At 67.7% G+C, this 20,131-nt stretch carries 20 protein-coding genes and 1 riboswitch; of the genes, 5 read left to right on the top strand and 15 right to left on the bottom strand.

Translation table 11 applies throughout. From position 1 onward, the window contains the following. The first annotated feature begins 58 nt into the window (after positions 1 to 58). Positions 59 to 415 (top strand): helix-turn-helix domain-containing protein, encoded by a 357-nt coding sequence (locus KBZ12_RS11600; RefSeq protein ID WP_315859303.1) that lies wholly within the window; start codon positions 59 to 61, stop codon positions 413 to 415. Here KBZ12_RS11600 and KBZ12_RS11595 read toward each other — a convergent pair. The 4 genes from KBZ12_RS11595 to KBZ12_RS11580 form a co-directional block, all read right to left on the bottom strand. Continuing rightward, complete coding sequence (locus KBZ12_RS11595) at positions 324 to 2,327, bottom strand: glycosyltransferase (protein ID WP_254958120.1); 2,004 nt, start codon at positions 2,325 to 2,327, stop codon at positions 324 to 326. The genes KBZ12_RS11600 and KBZ12_RS11595 overlap by 92 nt on opposite strands. A gap of 630 nt (positions 2,328 to 2,957) precedes the next feature. Continuing rightward, on the bottom strand, positions 2,958 to 4,205 hold the full coding sequence (gene glnT / locus KBZ12_RS11590; RefSeq protein ID WP_254958119.1) for a type III glutamate--ammonia ligase: 1,248 nt from the start codon (positions 4,203 to 4,205) through the stop codon (positions 2,958 to 2,960). A gap of 61 nt (positions 4,206 to 4,266) precedes the next feature. Then, a complete protein-coding gene (locus KBZ12_RS11585) occupies positions 4,267 to 5,298 on the bottom strand; it encodes an alpha/beta fold hydrolase (protein ID WP_254958117.1) in 1,032 nt (343 codons plus the stop codon). Between the two features lie 11 nt (positions 5,299 to 5,309). Continuing rightward, positions 5,310 to 6,281 carry a fatty acid desaturase gene (locus tag KBZ12_RS11580; protein ID WP_254958115.1) on the bottom strand — a complete coding sequence of 324 codons (972 nt, stop codon included), beginning with the start codon at positions 6,279 to 6,281 and terminating at the stop codon, positions 5,310 to 5,312. Between the two features lie 171 nt (positions 6,282 to 6,452). On the opposite strand from KBZ12_RS11580, the gene KBZ12_RS11575 reads away from it, so the two are divergent. After that, positions 6,453 to 7,307 carry a sugar phosphate isomerase/epimerase gene (locus KBZ12_RS11575; protein WP_254958114.1) on the top strand — a complete coding sequence of 285 codons (855 nt, stop codon included), beginning with the start codon at positions 6,453 to 6,455 and terminating at the stop codon, positions 7,305 to 7,307. A 186-nt stretch (positions 7,308 to 7,493) separates the two neighbouring features. Here the strand turns inward: KBZ12_RS11575 and KBZ12_RS11570 are convergent, their stop codons facing one another. From KBZ12_RS11570 to KBZ12_RS11530, 9 genes are all read right to left on the bottom strand, one after another. Further along, the gene (locus KBZ12_RS11570) at positions 7,494 to 8,540 is read right to left on the bottom strand and encodes an aromatic ring-hydroxylating dioxygenase subunit alpha (RefSeq protein WP_254958113.1); all 1,047 of its coding nucleotides are present in this window, start codon (positions 8,538 to 8,540) and stop codon (positions 7,494 to 7,496) included. Between the two features lie 10 nt (positions 8,541 to 8,550). Further along, positions 8,551 to 9,318, bottom strand: coding sequence for an ABC transporter ATP-binding protein (locus KBZ12_RS11565; RefSeq protein WP_254958112.1), 768 nt, complete (start codon positions 9,316 to 9,318; stop codon positions 8,551 to 8,553). Between the two features lie 5 nt (positions 9,319 to 9,323). Continuing rightward, positions 9,324 to 10,100: an ABC transporter permease gene (locus KBZ12_RS11560; protein ID WP_254958111.1), complete on the bottom strand. Its 777-nt coding sequence runs from the start codon at positions 10,098 to 10,100 to the stop codon at positions 9,324 to 9,326. Between the two features lie 5 nt (positions 10,101 to 10,105). Next, positions 10,106 to 11,116 (bottom strand): ABC transporter substrate-binding protein, encoded by a 1,011-nt coding sequence (locus tag KBZ12_RS11555; protein WP_254958110.1) that lies wholly within the window; start codon positions 11,114 to 11,116, stop codon positions 10,106 to 10,108. 101 nt (positions 11,117 to 11,217) lie between these two features. Continuing rightward, on the bottom strand, positions 11,218 to 12,582 hold the full coding sequence (glnT, locus tag KBZ12_RS11550) for a type III glutamate--ammonia ligase (protein WP_254958109.1): 1,365 nt from the start codon (positions 12,580 to 12,582) through the stop codon (positions 11,218 to 11,220). Continuing rightward, positions 12,582 to 13,283, bottom strand: a complete 702-nt coding sequence (gene hypB, locus KBZ12_RS11545; protein WP_254958108.1) for a hydrogenase nickel incorporation protein HypB — start codon at positions 13,281 to 13,283, stop codon at positions 12,582 to 12,584. Before hypB ends, glnT (KBZ12_RS11550) begins: the two co-directional genes overlap by 1 nt. A 6-nt stretch (positions 13,284 to 13,289) precedes the next feature. Continuing rightward, positions 13,290 to 13,697, bottom strand: a complete 408-nt coding sequence (locus tag KBZ12_RS11540; RefSeq protein WP_254958107.1) for a hydrogenase maturation nickel metallochaperone HypA — start codon at positions 13,695 to 13,697, stop codon at positions 13,290 to 13,292. Between the two features lie 4 nt (positions 13,698 to 13,701). Next, a complete protein-coding gene (speB, locus tag KBZ12_RS11535; protein WP_254958106.1) occupies positions 13,702 to 14,916 on the bottom strand; it encodes an agmatinase in 1,215 nt (404 codons plus the stop codon). A gap of 31 nt (positions 14,917 to 14,947) precedes the next feature. Continuing rightward, positions 14,948 to 15,093, bottom strand: a riboswitch (guanidine-I (ykkC/yxkD leader). 68 nt (positions 15,094 to 15,161) lie between these two features. After that, on the bottom strand, positions 15,162 to 15,440 hold the full coding sequence (locus KBZ12_RS11530; protein WP_254958104.1) for a DUF3136 domain-containing protein: 279 nt from the start codon (positions 15,438 to 15,440) through the stop codon (positions 15,162 to 15,164). Between the two features lie 188 nt (positions 15,441 to 15,628). On the opposite strand from KBZ12_RS11530, the gene KBZ12_RS11525 reads away from it, so the two are divergent. The 3 genes from KBZ12_RS11525 to ppk2 all read left to right on the top strand — a co-directional run bounded on the left by KBZ12_RS11525 (position 15,629) and on the right by ppk2 (position 17,143). Beyond that, complete coding sequence (locus tag KBZ12_RS11525) at positions 15,629 to 15,787, top strand: hypothetical protein (RefSeq protein ID WP_254958103.1); 159 nt, start codon at positions 15,629 to 15,631, stop codon at positions 15,785 to 15,787. A 68-nt stretch (positions 15,788 to 15,855) separates the two neighbouring features. Continuing rightward, entirely contained in the window at positions 15,856 to 16,014 is a 159-nt protein-coding gene (locus KBZ12_RS11520) for a hypothetical protein (protein WP_254958102.1), read from the top strand. Between the two features lie 76 nt (positions 16,015 to 16,090). Continuing rightward, positions 16,091 to 17,143: a polyphosphate kinase 2 gene (ppk2, locus tag KBZ12_RS11515; RefSeq protein ID WP_396101091.1), complete on the top strand. Its 1,053-nt coding sequence runs from the start codon at positions 16,091 to 16,093 to the stop codon at positions 17,141 to 17,143. Here ppk2 and KBZ12_RS11510 read toward each other — a convergent pair. Beyond that, positions 17,134 to 19,518, bottom strand: a complete 2,385-nt coding sequence (locus KBZ12_RS11510; protein WP_254958101.1) for a type II CAAX prenyl endopeptidase Rce1 family protein — start codon at positions 19,516 to 19,518, stop codon at positions 17,134 to 17,136. The two genes, ppk2 and KBZ12_RS11510, sit on opposite strands and share 10 nt — an antisense overlap. Before the next feature lie 7 nt (positions 19,519 to 19,525). Beyond that, positions 19,526 to 20,107 (bottom strand): rhomboid family intramembrane serine protease, encoded by a 582-nt coding sequence (locus tag KBZ12_RS11505; RefSeq protein WP_254958098.1) that lies wholly within the window; start codon positions 20,105 to 20,107, stop codon positions 19,526 to 19,528. Positions 20,108 to 20,131 lie beyond the last annotated feature (24 nt).

Here is a 20,131-nt window from a genome sequence, read left to right as displayed (position 1 = left end):
GTGCCTGACAAGAACGCACCGATGGGTGCCTGGGTCACCCGCGGGTAACCGCCCACCCGTGACGACCTTTCTCGACGATCTCGGCAGCAGCGGTGATCCGCAGGTCTGCCCGGCGGAGCTGGCCCTGCTGGTGATGCGCGGCCGCTGGAAGCTGATGATCGTGCGGGAGCTCACCGGTGGTGGGCACCGCTTCTCTGCCTTGCAGCGGTCGCTGGCGGGGGTGAGCCAGAAGGTGCTGACGGCCCAGCTGCGGGAGCTGGAGGCGGATGCCGTGGTCTGGCGTCGCGTCTTCAGCGAGGTGCCGCCCCGGGTGGAGTACGGACTCACCGAGCGTGGTCAGGCACTCCTGCCCGTGCTGGACGGTCTGCATGCCTGGGGAGCGGCAGCGCCTCCAGGGGTGGAAGCTGGGGAATGAGGCTGCGGCGGAACCAGCTCTCCGGCCCGATCCGCTGCAGGGATCGCAGCAGCACCAGCGGCAGGGTACGCAGCTCGAAGGAAGCAATCAGGGTGGGCCACAGCCCCTCCCGCCGGTAGAGCAGGGTCTCGAGCTGATCCCGCTGCAGGGGCGTTAGTGGTCCCCAGCTTCCGCCCACGGCAGCGGCGCGCTGGGCCATCGGCAGGAAGGGCAGCGTCTGGCCCGGAAGCAGTCCCTCCAGCGCCAGGGGGGCGGTGGCCTCCAGAGCGCGGGCAGCGTCTCTGCTCTTCAGGTTGAGTTCGGCGCCCGTGGCGCTGATCGCCTGCAGCCGTCCCAGCACGATCTCCCCCCGGTGGTGCAGCCGGAGCGGCAGGGACAGGGCGAACCAGGGCACCCCATCACTCCGGGGCCGATCCCAGCAGCTCCGGATCGCCAGCAGCAGCAGCAGGCCGTTGAGCAGGCTCCAGCCCAGCAGCACCCCGAGCGTGGCGGCCGAGACCGGCAGAGCCGACCCCTGGCTGACCAGCAGTGGCTGCCGACCCTGAGCCAGGTTCCCCAGGGCCAGCAGTTGGAGGGTGAGCAGCACCAGCAGCGGCAGCAGCAGGCCCGCGTCGGGTCCGGTGGGCCCCTGGCCGGTCACCGCCTTGGGGGTGACCCTGAACCGGCGCGGCCGCCCCAGGGCCGTGGACACCACGGCGGCGCAGATCGGCAACAGGAAGATCCAGCGGTAGAGCTCCGGCAGGATTGCCGCCCGGGCGTGGCCGCTCAGCCAGCGGGTGAGCAGCAACTGGCAGAGGAAGAACGGCAGGGCAACGGTGACCAGCGCCTCGCCACTGATGAGGATCGGGGCGATCCCCAGCAGGCCGAGGCTGAGTGGCGTGCAGAGCAGCACCAGCTGGGCCGGGAAGCTGAACCAGTGCAGGATGCCCTCGCTGTAGGCCAGCCGTTGCAGGGGACTGAGCCCGGGGATCCGCAGCGGATCGGCCCCCGTGCGCAGGGTCTGCAGCGAACCACTGCCCCAGCGGCAGCGTTGCCGGGCCATGGCCGCGGCCGTGAACGGGGCCAGGCCGGCACTGAGCTTGTCCGGGAGGTAGTGGTTGCGGTAGCCCGCGGCCGTGATCCGGATGCCGGTGGCGAGATCCTCCGAGGGGGTGGCCGTTTCGAAGCCCCCCACCCGATCGAGGGCCTCGCGCCGCATCACGAAGGAGGTGCCGGCGCAGACCACCGCATTCAGGTTCTGACGGGTGGGCTGGATCCAGCGGTAGAAGCTCTCTTCATCGGGCAGCAGCCAGCGCTCCAGGCGCAGGTTGCGCATCACCGGATCGGCATTCATGTAGCTCTGTGGGGTCTGCACGAACCCCACGGACGGATCGATGAACAGGCCGACCGTGCGGCTCAGGAACGGCCGCAGGGGCACAACATCCGCATCGAACACCGCCACCAGATCGCCATGGCAGTGGCGCAGGCCGTGGTTGAGGTTGCCGGCCTTGGCGTGGGGGTGCTCCTGGCGGGCGAGATAGCGGCAGCCGAGGCGGTCACAGAGTTCCACCAGCTCCGGTCGACCAGCGTCGTCCAGCAGCCAGACCGTCAGCGCCGGGTAGTCCATCGCCAGGCAGCCCCGCAGGCAGCGTTCCACCAGATCGGCCGGTTCCCCACAGCTGGGCACCAGCACATCAACCGCCGGGGCCGGCATCGGGATCGGGCCGGCGGGTGGCGCGGGCCGCTCGGGCAGCAGGGTGAACCAGAGCTGCAGGAAGAAGCCGGCCAGCAGCACCAGTTCCGCTGCCAGCGTCAGCAGGCTCAACGTGGTGGACAGGGGGGTGGCCAGGTTGAGACTCGCGCCCAGGCGCCAGCTCAGGTAGCGGGCCCCCAGCACCGTCAGCAGCAACACGGCCCAGGGCAAGCGCGTCATCGACCCTGTCCAATTGTTAAGCAAACCTAGGCGGTTTCCATGGGGCCCGGCCGCGGCCTCCGCTCCCTGCCAGCAACGCCCATGAAAAAGCCCGGCTTCCAGGTGAGCCGGGCTTGGGGTGGAACGGCGAACGTTCCTGTGTTGTGTTGGTGGGTCTGATGTCGATGGGTGATTGGACGATCAGAAGGGCTGACAATCAGGTCCTTGGGGACCGTTGATGGGTGATGAGGAAAGGGGGCCGAGGATGCCCACGCCGTCATGAACGCGCCATCGAAAAGAGGTCAGCTGGGCTGGGGATCCGTGGGAGTCCCCGGGGGGGTGGTTTTCGGAGTCGGAGCTGCGGGCGGTGGCACCTGGGGCCGAGGCATCCAGGAGCTGGTTTCCATAGACCCGTGGGCACCTGAACGATGCATCGGGTGATCTGCAAGAGAACGGGAAACCGTGATAGGGACAAGACTGTTGGAGCAGGGGCCTGCCGTCAACGAACTCCTGAAATCTGACCGGGTGGTGTCTCTTCCATCGCTGGAGCCTCCTGGTTGATGCATTCACTCTCTCCCTTCTGGAGTGTCCTGGCTATAGGCAGTTCTGCCGATCTTCCACGGCCCCGGAGATGAGGGACCCCTGGCCATCTCAGCCATCGCTGCGCTGGGCCACGAGGGCTTCGTAGGCCGTGCAGAACGCCTCCCCCAGGGAGTCCCGCAGCGGTCCGTCGTGGCGGAACGCCTCCAGGGCATCGGCCTGACAGGTGGGCAGGGAGGGAGCACCCTCCGGCGCCTGCACATAGGTGTTCCGATCGCTGCGGGGGCCGGGGTCGAGGCGCCGCTCAATGCCGTCGAGCCCCGCCGCCAGCACCGCGGCCTGGAGCAGATAGGGGTTGGCGGCGCCGTCACCGAGGCGCAGTTCGATCCGCTGGTCGTCGGGGATGCGCACCATATGGGTGCGGTTGTTGCCGCCGTAGCTGATCCAGGAGGGCGACCAGGTGGCGCCGGAGCTGGTGACGGACCGGGCCAGGCGCCGGTAGCTGCCGGCCACCGGATTGGTGAGGGCGCACAGGGCCGGGGCGTGGGCCAGCAGGCCGGCGAGAAACTGATAGGCGAGTTCCGACAGGCCCTTCTCCCCCGCCGGGTCGTGGAACACGTTGTGGCCCGCTTCATCCCAGAGGGAGGCATGCAGGTGGGCGCCGTTGCCGGTGAGGGCCGCAATCGGCTTGGGCTGGAAGCTCACCCGCGCGCCATGGCGTTCGGCCAGGGCGGCCGCCATGACCCGGAAGAAGGCATGGCGGTCGGCGGTCAGCAGGGATTCGGCATAGGTCCAGTTGAGCTCGAACTGGCCGTTGGCGTCCTCGTGATCGGCCTGGTACGGCCCCCAGCCGAGGCTCTCCATGCCCTCGAGCAGCTCACTGATCAGGGGGTAATGGCGCATCAGGGCCATCTGGTCGTAGCAGGGCTTCGACTGCCGATCGAGGCCGTCGGCGATCGCGTCCCGCTCCGGATCCATCAGGAAGAACTCCGCCTCCACGCCACTGCGGAACTGCAGGCCCAGGGCCGCCGCCCGGGCGATCTGCCGCTGCAGCACCCGCCGGGGTGACTGCTCCAGTGCCACGCCTTCCACCTGCAGATCGGTGGCCACCCAGGCCACCTCCTTCTGCCAGGGCAGCACCATCAAGCTGGTGGGATCGGGGATCGCCAGCACGTCCGGGTCCGCCGGCGTCATGTCGAGCCAGGCGGCAAAACCGGCGAAACCGGCACCGGAGCGAGCCAGTTCGGCGGCCGCGGCGGCCGGCACCAGCTTGGCCCGCTGCACCCCGAACAGATCGCAGAACGAGAACAGGAAGTGCCGGATGCCATGGGTGGCGGCGAAGCGGGCCAGGTCGGTCATCGGTCGGTGCTGAGGTGGATGGGGCTCAGGGGCCCGGGGAACGTCAGTGGGGGCAGAGCCGTCAGGCGGTGCAGAGCCGGTCGATGGCGGCCCGCAGCTGGCGCTGCTCAGCCGGAGCGTCCCGGGGATTCCCGGCCCGGTGACCCAGGTCGGACTCCAGGACCTCGAAGTGGGCGCCGCTGATCAGGGCGGCCTCGGCCCCGCAGTCCTCGGGGGTGAAGTAAAGGTCGTGGCGGCCGGCAATCACGGTGGTGCGGGCCCGGATCCGGCCCAGGGCTGCGGCCAGATCGGCCTCGGCGTCACCCGAAGCAAGCCCCGCGGCGGTGGCCACGTCGTTCGCCAGCCAGACGTCCAGCATCGCCAGCAGGTCGTGGGGGTCATGGCGGCGGTAGGCCGGCAGCCAGGACTCCTCCACGTAGGCGTCGACACTGGCATAACCCAGTTGGCGATGGGCACCGCGGCGGTAGAAGGGCTGGCTGGCGGCCCAGCTGGCGTAAATCAGGGCGAAGGTGCGCAATCCCTGCTCCGGCACGCCCCGGAAGCGGTGCCCATCCCAGCTGGGGTCGGCGGTGAGGGCCTGGCGCAGGCTGAGCAGGAACACCCGGTTGTGGGGGGTGGTGCGCGCCGTGCCGCAGACACAGCAGATCCGCCGGGTCCTCTCCGGCTCCAGTACCGCCCAGTGGTAGGCCTGCTGGGCGCCCATCGACCAGCCATAGATCAGGGCGGGGGAGGTCACCGCGAACACCTCCTCCAGCAGCCGTCGCTGGGCGGCCACGTTGTCGCGGTGATCCACGGGCCAGCGGCCGCCGGCCAGCCCTGGATCACCGCTGCTCGGGCTGCTGGAGCGACCGTTGCCGAACTGGCTCACCAGCACCACGCACCAGCGCTCCGGATCGAGGATCGGTCCCACCACCCAGTCGATGTCCTCCGGCCAGGCGCCATAGGAGCTGGGGTAGAGCACCAGGTTGGAGCGGTCTTCGGCCAGGGTTCCGTAGACCCGGTAGTCGAGCCCGGCAGCGGCCATCTGACCCCCGCCGGCGAGGGGGAAATCCCCGAGCGCGAAGCGGCGCGGGGGCGCGGGGGTGGGTGGCAAGGGATCGGGACTCAGGGGAGGGCGAGCCGGGAGGGGTCCTGCAGGAAGCTGCGGTGCACCGCCAGGTAGCCCTGGCCGGTGTGCACCTGATGGGGCGCCAGATGGCCGTGGGCCTCGGCCAGGGCGTGAAAGGGCAGCGAGGGATAGAGGTGGTGCTCGACGTGGAAGGGCATCTCCCACATCAGCCAGCGCAGGGGCCCCAGGGTGCGGGTGGTGCGGGTGTTGCTGAGGCCGTCGGTGTCCGTGCTGCAGCCGCCGTGCTCGGCCATCAGCACGAACCGCAACAGCGGCTGCCCAACAGCGAGGGGCAGCAGCCAGAACCAGAACAGGGCGCCGTTGGCCTGCCACAGGGAGGCCACCAGCAGCACGGCGTAGACGGCGAACTGCAGCCGGATCGATCGGGTGACTGCCGCCGCGGCCTCGGCGGGGATGTAGGGCCTGCCGCCGAAGTCACCGCGCAGGCCGGCGGCATGGCCCCGGAGCTTGCCGATCCACCAGGGCAGGCCGCTGAGCTCCAGCAGGTAGCCGGCCAGGGTGCTGGGGGGCGCTTGCTCCAGCTCGGGATCGAGGCCCGGCTGGTGGGTGAAGCGATGGTGCCACTGGTGATAGCGGCGGTAGTAATCCGCGTTGTAGAAGCTCAGCACTCCGGCCCACCAGGCCACGGTGTCGTTGGCGCCCTTGCTGGCGAAGGCGGTGCGGTGCCCGCATTCGTGCATGGCGCAGAAGCCGAAGGCCAGACCCCAGCCCAGCAGCAGCAGACCCACCAGCCGAAGGGCCCAGAGGGCCGCGGTGGGCAGGGCGGGCAACGCCGGGTAGCCCCAGAGCAGGGCGCCCACCGCCAGCAGCGAGAGATGGAAGGCCAGCCGCCGCCAGCCGGGGCCATCGCGGCGTTCGTTGAGACGCTGCAGCAGGGGACCGGACAGGAGCGGCGAGACAGCTCCCGGGCCGGTCGCCGCAGGCGCGGAGGAGGGTGAAACGGTCACGGCTGGGGCAGCTGGCCTGCGAAAAGGGAAGGCCTGCAACCACTGTCCCGCTCGCGGTCGACCCAACACCGTTCGCGCTGAACATTTGCCCCGGGCGTGGCAACCGGTGCAGCTGGTTACCCGTCCCCGTCCTGCGGCAGGGAAGAGTGGAAGCCGCCTGAGGCGGGTCCAGTGACGTCCCTTCTGTTCTTTTCTCTTTGGGGCTTCCAAGGCTCCCTGGCCCTGGCCCTGGAGACGGCCGAGCGTGGGGGCTTCAATGGCCTGGAGCTGAACATCCGCCATCCCTGCCTGCTGGCCGACGCCGATGGCCCCGCCCGTCTGCGGGACCGCGGCAGGCCCCTGGTGCTGGAGGTGGTCACCGGTGGCGGCTACGTGCCGCAGCTGGGCTGCACGCCGGAGCAGCACCTGGAGGAACTGGGCGAGCTGCTGCAGCGTTGCGTCGGGCTGCAACCCCACCGGGTGACCGTGCTCACCGGCAGCGATGCCTGGCCGCTTGCGCGGCAGATGTCCTTCCTGGCCGAGGCGCTGGCGCTGGCGGAGGCCACCGGCCTGTCGGTGAGCTTCGAAACCCACCGATCCCGCTGCCTGGGGATGCCCTGGACCATCGCCCCCCTGCTGGAGGCCCTGCCCGGGCTGCGGCTCACGGCAGATCTGAGCCATTGGTGCGTGGTGGCCGAGCGGCTGATGACCCCTGACCTGGAGCCGGTGCAGGTGATGGCGGATCGCGTGGACCACATCCACGCCCGGGTCGGCCATGCCCAGGGTCCGCAGGTGTCCCACCCCTTCGCCCCCGAACATGCCGGCGCCCTGGCGGCCCACCTGGCCTGCTGGCAGCTGTTCTCCGAGCGGGCTGAGAAGCGGGGGGCGCCGCCGCCGAGCTTCACCCCTGAATTCGGCCCGGACGGCTACATGCCCACGCTCCCGTTCACCGACCAGCCCGTGGCCGATCTGCTGACGATCAACACAGCGATGGCGCAGTGGTTGCGCCGACAGTTTTCAGCCATGGCCGTCGATAGGATGTCTTGATACAGAACAGAATTAATCCGTGATGGACTCCGTTGACGTCCCCGACGCCGCCCCGGCTGGCAGCCATGGGTCCAAGGGACCGGACCCCCGTCAGGCCGCTCTGATCGCTTCGCTGCGTGCCCGCTACGCCATTGCGGACCAGCGCCAGGATGCGGAGGCCAAACGGGCCTTGTTCAAAGAGGCTGTCTATCTGGGGATCCTCCCCGACGCGTACCAGGGCACCAGCAGCGCGGCGTAGATCGCCTGCTGGTGCAGGATCCGGGCCTCCAGCCGATGGGGAGGCCCGGTGCGGAACCCCTCCCCGTACCCCCGCTGGGCCGACTCCACCAGGGCGCGGTCCTCGGCGAGAAACTGCACCATCTCCGCCATCAGGGCCTCCCCTTCGCCCTGGCGTTCTTCCGGCCCCAGCAGCCACACCTGCATCGTGCAGGTGTCCACGGCAGCGGGCAGAAACTGGATCAGGGCCAGGCGTCCGTCGGGCCACAGCAGCAGGTGGTTCCAGGGCGGCAGGCCGAAGGTGAGAAATTCGCTGTCCCCGTCCAGCCAGGGGGTGGCGAGCACGTTGGCCCAGGTGCCGAAGCGATGGCTGTAGTGGCGCACCGGGCCCTGCATCCGGTGCAGGGTGGTGGGGTGAGCAATGGCGACGTGATAGTCGTCGAGGGTGTTGTCGTTGGCGATCTTCCAGTTGCAGGTCAGGGCTTGGCTGTGGAAGGCCAGGGGCACCAGGGTTCGGGCGAGGGCGTCGGGGGCTTCCTGCAGCGGCAGATCCAGCTGATCGTCCAGCGGGAACGGATCGGCCCCGAGGGCCACCCAGATCAGGGAGGCCCGCACCCGGCAGCCGAGAACCTCCAGCGGCCAGGCCTCGCGATCGAACGGTTCGACGAACTCCGCTTCCCGGGCGGCCGCCAGCAGCGTTCCGCCCAGGTCGTAGGTCCAGCCGTGGTACGGGCACACCAGCCTGCGGCAGGCCACGCTGCCGTCGGCTGGCTCCCGGAAGGCCACGGCCCGGTGGGGGCAACGGTTGCGGAAGGCCCGGACGACGCCGTCATGGCCATGGCTGAGCAGCACCGGCAGGTCCAGCAACTCCACCGCCCGGACATGGCCAGGGGGCAGATCGGCGGCGACGACGACGGGATGCCAGAAACGCGACGCGACGTGCTCCCGCTCGAGGGCGGCGACGGCCTCGGAGCGGTAGAGCTCCGGCGGCAGGAAAGCGGCTGAGGCGGACGGCATCGAAGGGCGTTCAGAGCAGGGAGCCGTCGAGGCTGCGCAGGCGGCTCGCCAGTTCCTCGCGCAGTTCCAGGAAGGGTTGGGACACCCGCAGGTGGCGCAGATCGGAGCGATCCAGCTGCACGGCCACGGTGTGAACGATCCTGCCGGGCCGTGGCGCCATGATGTGGACCGTGCCGGCGAGGAGCAGGGCTTCCTCGATGTCATGGGTGATCAGCAGGGCCGTGAGTCCCGTGGTCTTCCAGAGATCGTGGAGGAACTCCTGCATCGACTCCCTGATCTGCAGATCCAGCGCCCCGAAGGGCTCATCCAGCAGCAGCACCTTCGGCTCGGTGGCCAGGGCCCGGGCGATCGCCACCCGCTGCTGCATGCCCCCGGAGAGTTCCCGCGGCAGCAGCCGGGCCGCATCCGCCAGGCCGACCACGTCGAGGAAGTAAGCGGTCCGCTCCCGGATCTCCGCCTTGTCCCTGCCCTGGAGCGACAGGCCGAAGGCGACGTTCTGGGCCGCCGTCAGCCAGGGGTAGAGGCTGTACTTCTGGAACACCATGCCCCGGTCGGAGCCGGGGCGTTGGACCCGCTCACCATCGAGGTGAATGGTGCCCTCACTGGGGCGCTCCAGACCGGCGATCAAGCGCATCACGGTGGACTTGCCCGATCCCGAGCTTCCCACCAGGGCCATGAACTGGCCGGACACCAGCTCAAAGCTGATATTCTCAAGGACGAGCTTGCAATCGCGCCCCTCACCGAAGCTCTTGGAGACGTTGGAAACCTGAAGATGCATGGGGTTCAGTTGGCCCAGGAGCAGGCCCGGCGCATCAGGAACCGGAAGCCGAGATCGATGATCAGGCCAATCAGGCCGATCACGATCAGGCCAACGAAGATCTCATCGGTGCGCAGGAATCTCTGGGCCAGGCTGATGCGTTTGCCCAGGCCCTCGTTGGCTGCCACCAGTTCGGCAACGATCACGAGATTCCAGGCCGATGCCATGTTGATCCGGTAGGTGTCGAGCACCTGGGGGGCAATGAAGGGGGCCACCACCCTGGTGAGGATCGGCAGACCCCGGCCCCCCAGAGTCAGCGCCGTTTCCACCAATTCGGAGGGAACGAACTTCACCGCGTCCATGATCATCAAGGTGTTGAAGAAAAAGGTGCCGATGAAGATGAGCATCACCTTGGGCAGCTCTTCCAGACCGAAGTAGATGATCAGCAGGGGAATGAAGGCCGGCGCCGGCATGTACCGGATCAACCCCATCAGCGGCTCGAGCAGATAGCAGATCGTCCGGTTTGTGCCCATGGCGATGCCGATCGGCAAGGCCAGCCCCGCGGAGATCACGAATCCCAGGAAGACCCTCTGGATGCTGGCGATGGCGTCCTTGACCAGAATCCCCTGCTGAAACTGGTCGCTGCCCGCCAGCCACACCGCCCCGGGCCCGGGCAGGAAGAGCTTGTCGACCATGCCGCTGGAGGTGGCCAGAAACCACATCACAAAGACCGTGAGGAGGCCAAGCACCCCCAGGACCCAGGGATGATGCAAGAAGCGGCGCAGGGCAGGAGACCGGACCATGGCGGTCAAGGGGCGTTGTCGACGAACTGGGAATTCAGCAGGTTGGTCAGATCAGGCTTGGTCTTGGCCAGGCCCGTTTCGACCAGGAAGGCGCTGATCTGCTCGGCGGCATAGGGCAGCGACAGCATCGTGGTGCCAAGTTTGAAGTTGCTGCGGTTTTCCGCGAGGGTCTGGATGGTGGTGCCGGCGTTGTACTCCTTGAACTCCGCCTCGCTGACACCGGAGCGCTCCACCAGGATTGGCAGGGTGCCGGCGGGATCGTCCTCGATGGTCTTCAAGGTGGCGAACCAGGCGTTGACGATCTTCTGGACTTTCTCGGGATTCTTGGCGACGAAATCGGTGCGGCAGACGAGCAGATCGCTGATCGCCCCGGGGTGATCCTTGGAGGTGGCCAGGGCCCGGCTGCCCGGTCGCTTCAGGGCCTGGGTGGTGAAGGGGGCATAGACACCCGCCGCATCCACCCTGCCGGCAGCGAAGGCCGCTGCGGCGGCGCCGGTTTCCAGGGGGACGAAGGTGATGTCCTTGGCCGAGAGACCTGCGTCCTTGAGCACCTTCAACAACAGGAAGTGGTCGACCGTGCCTTCTTCGGCGGCCACCTTCTTGCCCTTCAGACCAGGGATGGAGGCGATTTCCGCTGCGGCGATGATCTGGTCGTTGCCCGTGGAGAAATCGTTCTGCAGCACGATCTGCAGATCCGCTCCGCCAGCCACGGAACTGATGGTGTCATTCAGGGTCTGACTGTTGCAGTCAAGCTGACCGGCGTTGAGGGCGTTGATGGAGTCGAGGTAGCCGTCAAACCACTGCATCGAGGCCGATACGCCCTGCGCTTTGAACAGGTCCTTGACTTCCGTGACTTTCCACGGGAACCAGCCTGGCCAGGCGCTGTAACCGATTTTTACCGGTGCTTCCTGGCTGGCTGGTTGCTGACAACCGGCCAGCAATCCTCCCCCGAGGCTGGCTACGAGAACAAGGGATAGGGCCCGGTGTTGACGACGGATCGAGGAAAACTTAAACATCAGGGAAATCGGGGAAAGGATGGCGTCTGGAGATGGGAATCAGGGCTGACTTCGGTGTTCCGAGTGATCACGTGGAAGGTCGCTGATCGTCGGATAGGTCGTCAGAAGAACTCCAGATAACGTTGCTGCTCCCATTCGGAAACCGCAGAGTGGTAGGACTCCCACTCTTCACGTTTGTAGGTGATAAACGCCTCGAACATGGCATCACCGAATACGCTTTTGGCAAGTGGATCCAGGGCGAAAGCCTCGACGGCCTCACCGAGGGTCCGCGGCAGCATGGTCAGGCCCCGTTCGGCCCGTTCCGCCGCGCTGAGTGTGTAGGCATTGACCAGATTGGGTGCTCCGGGATCGAGTTCTTCGCGGATCCCTTCCAGCCCGGCCGCCAGCATCAGGGCGGCGCCAAGATAGGGATTGCAGGAGATGTCTGCGGCCCGGCATTCCACCCGTCCCCCCGGTGAGGGAATGCGCAGCATGTTGGTGCGATTGTTGTTGCCGTAGCAAACGAAGACCGGAGCCCAGGTGAATCCCGACATGCTCCCCTGGGCCACCAACCGCTTGTAACTGTTGACCGTCGGAGCGATCACGGCGCAGATGGCCGGTGCATGGCGGAGCACGCCGGCGATGAAGTGTTCGGCCAGCCGGGTGACCTTCCCCGGAGTGGCTTCGGGGGTGGCGAACAGGTTGGCACCCGTCTGCCCATCGGCCAGGGACATGTTGAAGTGGGCGCCGCTGCCGGTGCGGTCACCGAACGGCTTGGGCATGAAGGTGGCCAGGAGCCCATGGCGATGGGCGATCTCCTTGGCCATCAGCTTGAAGAAGGTCAGCCGATCGGCCATGGTGAGGACTTCGGCGTAATCGAAGTCGGTCTCGAACTGGCCAGGGCCATCCTCGTGATCGAAGGAATAGACCCCCCAGCCCAGATCGTTCATCGCCTGCACCAGCTCGTCCAGCCAGGGCAGGTTGTCGAGCAGACCGCGTACGTCGTAGGCAGGTTTGTCGAGGGTGTCGCGATCGCTGTAGGGCACCCAGCCGCCCGCCGCGCCCTTCTTGAGCACGAAAAACTCGGTCTCGATGCCGAGGTTGAAGCGGAAGCCCATGGCGGCGGCCTCCTGGCGGACACGGCCAAGGATGTGGCGGCTGCAGGCGTCGAAGGGCTGGCCGTGCAGATGCAGGTCGCTGGCGAACCAGGCCACCTCCCGCTGCCAGGGCAGCACCGTGGCGCTGGCGGGATCGGGGACGGCGGCCACCTCGTCGTCGCTCACCTCCTGGGGAACCCCGTCGAGGGCCGCCCCGGTGAACAGTTCGGAGCCGGCCATCATCTGGCCGAGGTGCGCGAGGGGTACGGCCTTGGCCTTGCTCACCCCGTGCAGGTCGACGAAGCTCGCCAGGGCGTAGCGGACCCCCTTCGAGCGCAGGTCGGCCTGCAGGGCCGTGGTGGCATCGGAAGCGGGATGCTGGTGACTCATCAGGCGTGCAGCAGGGTGGGGGAGGTCTGAACGGCCTGGCGCTGGGCGTCGAGCCAGTCGTGCCAGGCCTCGAAGCCCTCTCCGGTGGTGGCGGAGAGGCGGAACACGGCGGTGCGGGGGTTGACCTGGCGGATGTGGGCCTCGATCCGCTCCACATCCACCGGCAGGTGGGGCAGCAGATCCACCTTGGTGATCAGCACGCAATCGGCCTCCCGGAACATGACCGGGTACTTGAGCGGCTTGTCGTCCCCCTCGGTGACGCTCAGGAGGGCCACCTTGCGGTGCTCACCGATGGCGAACTCGGCGGGGCAGACCAAGTTGCCCACGTTCTCCACCCAGAGGATGTCCAGGGCGGCGGGATCGAGCCGCTGGTGGAGCAGCTTCAGGCCGCCGCTCACCATGGCGGCATCGAGGTGGCAGGCACGGCCGGTGGTGATCGGCACCACCGGAATCCCCACGGCTTCCAGCCGCTCGGCATCGAGCAGGGTGGTCATGTCGCCCTCCAGCACGGCCATGGCCCAGCGGCCTGAGAGGGCGGCGAGGCTGCGCTCCAGCAGGGAGGTCTTGCCGGCCCCGGGACTGCTCATCACGTTGAGGCAGAGCAGGTTCCAGGCGTCGAAGTGCTCGCGGTTGTGCTCGGCCCGGTGCTGGTTGGCCGCCAGCAGGTTGAGGCCGAGGGTGTCTTCGAGGGGCATGTGCATGGCGGATCAGCGGGCGGCGGTGGGACGGGGAGTGGTGGGCGGTACGTGGGCGGGAGAGGGCTCGAAGCCGTAGGCGACCGAGCGGATCCGCAGCTCGCGGCCGCTGACGATCTCCTCCATCGGGTGCTGACAGCAGGGGGAGCGGAAGCCGTCGGCGGCATCGGGGCTGTAGGTGGCCTGGCAGCGGACGCAGCGACCCACAAGGGGCACCGACTCGATCACCAGTTCGGACCCGTCGAGCCAGGTGCCTTTGACGGCATCGGACCAGGTGACCACCAGCTGGTCGGGTTCGACGCAGGTGAAGGTGCCCACCTCGAGGTGGACCCGGTCCACGTGGGGCTCCCGGGGGGCGTGCTGCTGCTTCCACTCGTGCATGGAGAGGAGCAGGCAGCGGGTCATGTCGACTTCGTGCACGCCCCTATCTCCAGGCGCGGTCGACCTGCATGTTGCAGTCGCTGTGAAGCCAGGCCGGCACCGACTTGCGGGGCAGCTGGCCGCTCACCACCAGGTGGGCCATGGTGTCGCAGATGACCCGGGTGGCCATCAGGGAGGTCATGTCGCTGACGTCGTAGGGGGGGGAGACTTCCACCACCTCAAGGCCGCAGACCGGCACGTTGCGCACGATCAGCTCCAGCAGCTTGAGGGCTTCCCGTGGCAGCAACCCGCCCGGCTCGGGCCAGCCGGTGCCAGGCACGAAACCGGCGTCGATGCAATCGATGTCGAAGGAGATGTAGACGCAGTCGGTACCGTCGGTGGCCCGTTCGATGGCGAACTTGGCCGCCGCCTCCAGGCCCATGTCGCAGATGTCGGTGACGGTGAGCACGTTGGTGCCCCGTTCGCGACAGACCTTCACCCCTTCGCGCGGCACCTGCCAGCCGCCGATGCCCAGCTGCACCAGGTTCTGGGCCGGGGCGTTGGCCATGTTGGTCGCATGGAACCACGGCGTGGTGTGCATGCGCTCGTCGAGGTCGGTCTCCTGGGTGTCGACGTGGCGATCGAAGTGGATGATGCCCACCTTCTTGTCGCCGAGATGGCGGCAGACGCCCCGGACGGTGGGGAAGCCGATCGAGTGGTCGCCGCCCAGGATGATCGGGAAGGCGCCGCTGGCGAACACGTGGGCGATGCCCTTGGAGATCTGGTCGAAGCTCTTTTCGTTGTTGGCGGGGATGGTGAAGATGTCCCCCACGTCGCAGAGGGTGATCTGCTCGCGCAGGTCGACCCCCATTTCGTAGTTGTAGGGGGTGTACAGGGCTGAGATGCGCCGGATCCCCTGGGGGCCGAAGCGGGTGCCTGGGCGGTAGGTGGTGCCGCTGTCGTGGGGCACGCCCACCACCGCCACGTCAAAGTCCCCGACCCGGTTCACATCCTCCAGGTACGGGGCCTTCATGAAGGTGTTGATGCCGGCGTAGTGGGGCAGCTCACCGCGGGAGAAGGTGGAGATGCGCCGATCGACGATGCTGCTCGCCGCCTCCAGGCCATAGCGAAGGCCCTGGTCAACCTCCTGCTGCCAGCCGGTCAGGGGCAGGGCGGCTTCTCTCTCCAGGGCCCGGGCCCCTTCACTGCCGGCAGGGTGACCACCCCGCGCAAATGCCTCGGCCGCATCAGCTGCGCTGCCGCTGGACGGTTCGTTCATTCAGTCCTCTGGGCACGGTGGGAATGGGGCGGTCTCCCGGGCTTTTGTCCCTCCGTGCCATTCACTGTTTTGGGGACATGGGCCCCAGAACAGTGAATGTGCTTCTCTCGGACCAGACATCCTTTTCTTTGCCGGCAGAGCCTGCAAAGGAGGATCGGAACCCTAGAAGCATTGTCCGCTCAGGCATGGTGAAGGTCCATGGGGCTGACCGTTGTGACGGTTGCTACTGGAACCCCCTGGTCGACTCAGGTGGGGCAGGGGAGGCCTGCCGCCTTGCGGTTGGTTTCGCGGCGCAACAACAGAAAGAGGTAGTCAGGGTCCTTGTACTGGCTCGGCAGGCATTGGTGCAGTTGCTCGAGGCGGTGCCAGCAGACCGTGCGCTGGATCTTCTTCAGGGTTCGTCCTTCGCGGACCAGCAGGCGCAGGGCCTTGCAGTACATCGAATAGTTGGCCTCCAGTTCACCGATGGTGACTTTCGGAATCGTGGCCTTCGGTAGGGACGCTGGAAGCGATCGGGCGCTCATCGGCCATCCTTCGGGGCAGGCCCCGCAGAGATCCATCCACTGTCGTCCATGGCCGACCATCGCGCCCCCCCCCAAACGGGGACATTCGGGCTTGGGCGCCGCCATGGGGGTTCGCTGACCCGACCGCAGCGCCGGCGCTGCACCCCTTCCGATTCAGTTAAGATTTTGGCAACAGATCGACACGAGCCATGAATGCTGACCATCCCGTTCTGAATGCGCTGCTGGAGCAGCTCCGCTCCCTCAACGAGCAGTACAGCCAGTTCCCCAACGAAATCAACCGCTACCGCGTTGTCCGCCAGGAGCGGCTGATCGCCCAGTGGGCTCCTGGTTTTAGTTTCGCCGCCTGAGAAACCGGCGACCCAACCCCTCTGCCGGTTAACTCTTGTTAAGAAGTTGCTGCCTCTCGGTCTAACTCATGCACAAAAATCATCCCGTCTACCATTACCTGGTTTCCAGGCTTGAAAGCCTCAGGGATCAGTACCGGCGTAGCCCCTGCGAGACCAGCCGCTATCGGCTGGTGCGCCAGGAGCAGTTGATCGCCCAGTGGGTCCAGAGCTCCGATGCTCCCAACTGATGGAGCGGCAGTGACGGCACAGGCTGGGGTGGACCCGGGCCGCCGTTCCTGAGGAAAGCGCCGTCAAGCTGTTTGTTTGTCTCAGGGTGACCATTGTTGCCGTCCCCTGGCCGAGGATGGGCTATTCCGTAAGCAGCTCACCTTCCGCAGTGGCATGGGAAAAAAGGACAAAAGCGGTTCCAAGATCAAGGCCGACAGGTCGGCAGCTAAATCCAAGGACCTGAGCAGCAAGGACAAGTCAGCTAAAAAGACGGCGAATTCCTACCGATCCAGCGGTATCAGTGAGTCGGATCTCTACCGCCCCTCTCCCATCTTCGACGACCTCGCCAGCCTTCCAGAAGACCGTCCCACCAAGCTGGACCGCAAGTTCTATGAGAAGGAACTGGTCCGGCTGCAGGTGGAGCTGGTCAAGATGCAGTATTGGGTGAAACATGTGGGCTACCGCATGATCCTGCTGTTCGAAGGCCGTGACGCCGCCGGCAAGGGCGGCACCATCAAGCGGATCACCGAGCCCCTGAACCCCCGCGGCTGCAACGTGGTGGCCCTGGGTACCCCCTCCGACCAGCAGAAGTCCCAGTGGTACTTCCAGCGCTATGTCGAGAACTTCCCTTCGGCCGGGGAGATCGTGCTGTTTGACCGCAGCTGGTACAACCGGGCGGGCGTTGAGAAGGTGATGGGCTTCTGCGCACCGGAGCAGGTGGATGAGTTCATGCTGTCCTGTCCGGAGTTTGAGCGCATGCTCGTGCGCAGCGGCATCACCCTGATCAAGTACTGGTTCTCCGTCAGCGACGACGAGCAGGAGATCCGCTTCCGCTCCCGTCTCGAAGACCCCGCCCGGCGCTGGAAGCTCAGCCCGATGGATCTGGAATCCCGAGATCGCTGGGTGGAGTTCTCCCGGGCCAAGGATGAAATGTTCGCCCACACCAACATCCCTGAGGCTCCCTGGTTCACGGTGGAGGCCAATGACAAGCGACGGGCCAGGCTCAACTGCATCCGTCACCTGCTCAGCAAGGTCCCCTACGAGGACATGACCCCGGCCGCCATCGAATTGCCCCCCCGCAAGAGCGGCGGCGACTATCAGCGGCCCCCGATGAACGAGCAGTTCTTCGTCCCCAACGCCTATCCCTGAACCGCCTGGCCAAGCCGCGAGCGGCCCCCCAGCAGCTCCAACCAGATCAGCACCACCAGCCAGTGGATCAGCACCGGCGGCCAGATCGAGCCGGTGGCCTGGTAGGCGATCACGCAGGCCACCCCCAGCAGACTGGCCAGGAGCAGAAAGCGGCCGTCGTCAAACAGGCGCCGCCCCTGGCGATACCAGAGCCGGCTGGCCAACGGATGCCAGGCCACGAACAGCCCCACACTCAGGGCTCCCCAGGCGAGGCTGTCCCATCCGTTCAGCCCTTCGAGGGGGTGGGGCAGCAGGGCCGCGCGGAACAGGGTTTCCTCGATCAGGGACGGGGTCAGCAACAGGACGATCGCCTGGCGGACCATGACGAGGGGCCTCGCCCTGGTCCGCTGCGCCGGCAGGAATCCCGTGCCACGCCCCAAGGCGAGGGCTGCGGCGGCGTAGGCCCCCAGCAGCAGGGCGCCCAGGGCCAGCCCGCGGCCGGTGAGAGGGGCGAAAAAGGCGTCCATCAGCCGGGGCAGGACCACCCCCACCACAGGCAACTGCCCCAGCAGCTGGGTTGGAGCCAGGGGGGCCAGGCGCTCGTCGACCCCGGGAACCTGGTTGGTGCGCACCACATGGAGGGGGTCGCCATGGCGCAGGAACACCCCGGCCATCTCATCGTGGGCCCGGCGGGGCAGCATGGAGCGCCAGCTGAGCACCCCGTCCCACAGGCTCGGGTTGGCCTTGAACCGGTCCGGGCCATCGCCCGGGGTGTCCATGAGCGAGGCGTTGTGGCGCCAGTCGGACCGCACCATGCCGAAGGGGGTCAGCAGGGCATCGAGAGCCTGGGCCAGTGAAGCCAGCCGGGGCAGCTCGCGGCCGTCCAGCTGCCGGCGACGGCGACGCAGCTGGTCGATGGCGATCCAGAGGGCCTGGCTGGAATCCTGCACGCAGGAGATGGCCGGACTGACCAGGGACACCCCGCTGCCGTCGCCGCTGCGGTAGCGGGCCATCAGCACCTCCGCCTGGATCGCCAGTTCCTCCAGCAGCAGGGGCTCGGTGCGCACCAGCACGTCGGAGATCGGACGCGTGCCCAGCCAGCCCCGCTGCAGGTTGCCGGTGTAGGCGCTCCAGTCCTGGCTGCCGGAGACGATGCCATTGGGGTTGTTGGCATAGATCTGGTGGTAGCGCATGTCAAAACGGGGCTGGCCCGTGAAGGGATCGATCACCACCCGGGCGGCGCCGAAGGCGAAATGACCCGTGACCGTGAAGCCGCTGATCGGCTCGCCCTCCGGGCCACCGATGCCGCCGAAGTTGTGGATCAGCAGGGAGCGGTCGCTGGGCTGCCACGGGGTGTGGGGACCGTCGGGGACCAGGTCCACCCGGGTGAAGCGGCCGCGCCGGGTCTGGTCGCGGCTCCAGTTGACCCGGTTGATGTGGTTCAGTCCCGCGGTGGTGCCCCGCAGGAGCCGGTCGCTTGCCAGGGAGGTGAGCAGGCGGGGCTCCAGGGCCTGGGCCGTGAAGGTCCCGGCGCTATCCGGGGCTCCGTAGAGGTACCAGCCTTCGTCGCCCGCAGGCGTCTCCAGCAGCCCCTCCGGATCGAAGAAGCGCCGGCCGTGGCGATCGGGTGGCTGGCGGGGCAGCCTGACGGTTTCGATGGCGCCGCTGAAGCCCCCCCGGAGCCGGTCGTAATGCTGCACCCGGAAACGCTCAGGGTCGGCAGGATCGCGCCGGAGCAGTCGCACCAGGCCCACCCAGCGGCCCGTGCTCTGCAGGGGCGGACGGCCGATGCGCAGCATGGGCTCCCCGTCCCGCTGCTCGAGCTGCACCGCTTCGAGTGCCACGGTGATGTCGTCGTGGGGGTGGGCCCCAGCAAGTGACTGCAGCGGCCCCACGTCATCACGGCCGTCCAGGCGGGTGGGGACCACATTGCCTTGCTGGGCCGCCAGGCGGGCCTCGGCCCCGAGCCGTACCGGCGTCTGCATTTTCCCCACCAGGGCACGCAGCCTCGGGTCGTCCTGCCAGCCCAGGCGCAGCCGCCGGCCGATCAGGTCGTCATGGCCGGCCGGGGCCTGTTCCACCTCCAGCCATACCCAGTCCTCGCCGCCCTGGGCCATGGCGGCGGCAGGGGGAAGGATCAGCCGTCCAAACCAGTCGCCATGGGGGCGGTAGAGGGCCAGATCCGGCCGACGCTCCAGGGGATAGTGCGCCGGACGGTTGAAGGGGGCCCGCCAGGCCAGGTCATAGCTGGTGGGGGGGCGTGGGGCCGGCTGGGTCAGGGCTGCCCTGGCCAGGGGCAGGAGCAGCAGCGCCATGGCGCCGATGGCCAGCAGGAGAACGGGCCAGCGGCGGCGGCGCTGGGGAGGCCGCCTCAGCCACGGCTGTGGCAGGAGCAACAAGTCGCTAGCTCCCCCGTTCGCGGTGGATCACCAGGGCGGCCAGCACCCCCCCGGCGAAACCGGAGGCGTGGCCGATCCAGCTCACCCCCGGGGGACTCAGGAAGGGCAACAGGCTGGGCAGGGCACCCCCGTAGGCGAACAGGGCCGTGAGCGACAACAGAATCGAAACTGGGCGGCGCTCCAGCCAGCCGATCAGCAGCAGGTAACCCAGCAGGCCGTAGATCAGCCCGGAAAGCCCGTGGCTGGCCTGGTGCCAGAACAGCCAGACCGGAATGGCCGTGGCGTAGACCCCCAGCCACACCGCCAGGTAGTCGCCCCGGCTCTTGGCCAGCACCAGCCAGGAGAGGGGCAGGAACCAGAGGCTGTTGCTGATCAGGTGCCCGAAGCCACCGTGGCTGAAGGGGGCCGTGAGAACGCCGAGGAAGGGGCCCCCCGGCACCATCGGCAGGTTCCAGCGCCCCCCGAAGACCAGCTGGTCGATGATCTCCTGGACCCAGGGCACCGCCAGGATCAGCAGGGGCAGCACGGCCACACCCTTGAGGTGGGACAGGCTGCGGTCGAGACGCTGGGAGAGAGATCCGGCCATGGCCGCCGACGGGTGGGCAAAGCG

It is taken from the genome of Cyanobium sp. Cruz CV13-4-11 (assembly GCF_024346055.1).
Lineage (GTDB): Bacteria > Cyanobacteriota > Cyanobacteriia > PCC-6307 > Cyanobiaceae > Cyanobium.
Note: the sequence above shows the minus strand (reverse complement) of the source record. Positions and strands in the feature narration are given on the sequence as shown.

What these genes read in the sequence shown, in the direction of transcription:
- glnT (WP_254958119.1), bottom strand. Translation starts at nt 4,205, where the DNA reads ATGACCGACCTGGCCCGCTTCGCCGCCACCCATGGCATCCGGCACTTC.
- KBZ12_RS11570 (WP_254958113.1), bottom strand. Translation starts at nt 8,540, where the DNA reads ATGCCGTCCGCCTCAGCCGCTTTCCTGCCGCCGGAGCTCTACCGCTCC.
- speB (WP_254958106.1), bottom strand. Translation starts at nt 14,916, where the DNA reads ATGAACGAACCGTCCAGCGGCAGCGCAGCTGATGCGGCCGAGGCATTT.
- KBZ12_RS11565 (WP_254958112.1), bottom strand. Translation starts at nt 9,318, where the DNA reads ATGCATCTTCAGGTTTCCAACGTCTCCAAGAGCTTCGGTGAGGGGCGC.
- hypB (WP_254958108.1), bottom strand. Translation starts at nt 13,283, where the DNA reads ATGCACATGCCCCTCGAAGACACCCTCGGCCTCAACCTGCTGGCGGCC.
- glnT (WP_254958109.1), bottom strand. Translation starts at nt 12,582, where the DNA reads ATGAGTCACCAGCATCCCGCTTCCGATGCCACCACGGCCCTGCAGGCC.
- KBZ12_RS11555 (WP_254958110.1), bottom strand. Translation starts at nt 11,116, where the DNA reads ATGTTTAAGTTTTCCTCGATCCGTCGTCAACACCGGGCCCTATCCCTT.
- KBZ12_RS11595 (WP_254958120.1), bottom strand. Translation starts at nt 2,327, where the DNA reads ATGACGCGCTTGCCCTGGGCCGTGTTGCTGCTGACGGTGCTGGGGGCC.
- KBZ12_RS11520 (WP_254958102.1), top strand. Translation starts at nt 15,856, where the DNA reads ATGCACAAAAATCATCCCGTCTACCATTACCTGGTTTCCAGGCTTGAA.
- KBZ12_RS11560 (WP_254958111.1), bottom strand. Translation starts at nt 10,100, where the DNA reads ATGGTCCGGTCTCCTGCCCTGCGCCGCTTCTTGCATCATCCCTGGGTC.
- KBZ12_RS11530 (WP_254958104.1), bottom strand. Translation starts at nt 15,440, where the DNA reads ATGAGCGCCCGATCGCTTCCAGCGTCCCTACCGAAGGCCACGATTCCG.
- KBZ12_RS11525 (WP_254958103.1), top strand. Translation starts at nt 15,629, where the DNA reads ATGAATGCTGACCATCCCGTTCTGAATGCGCTGCTGGAGCAGCTCCGC.
- KBZ12_RS11505 (WP_254958098.1), bottom strand. Translation starts at nt 20,107, where the DNA reads ATGGCCGGATCTCTCTCCCAGCGTCTCGACCGCAGCCTGTCCCACCTC.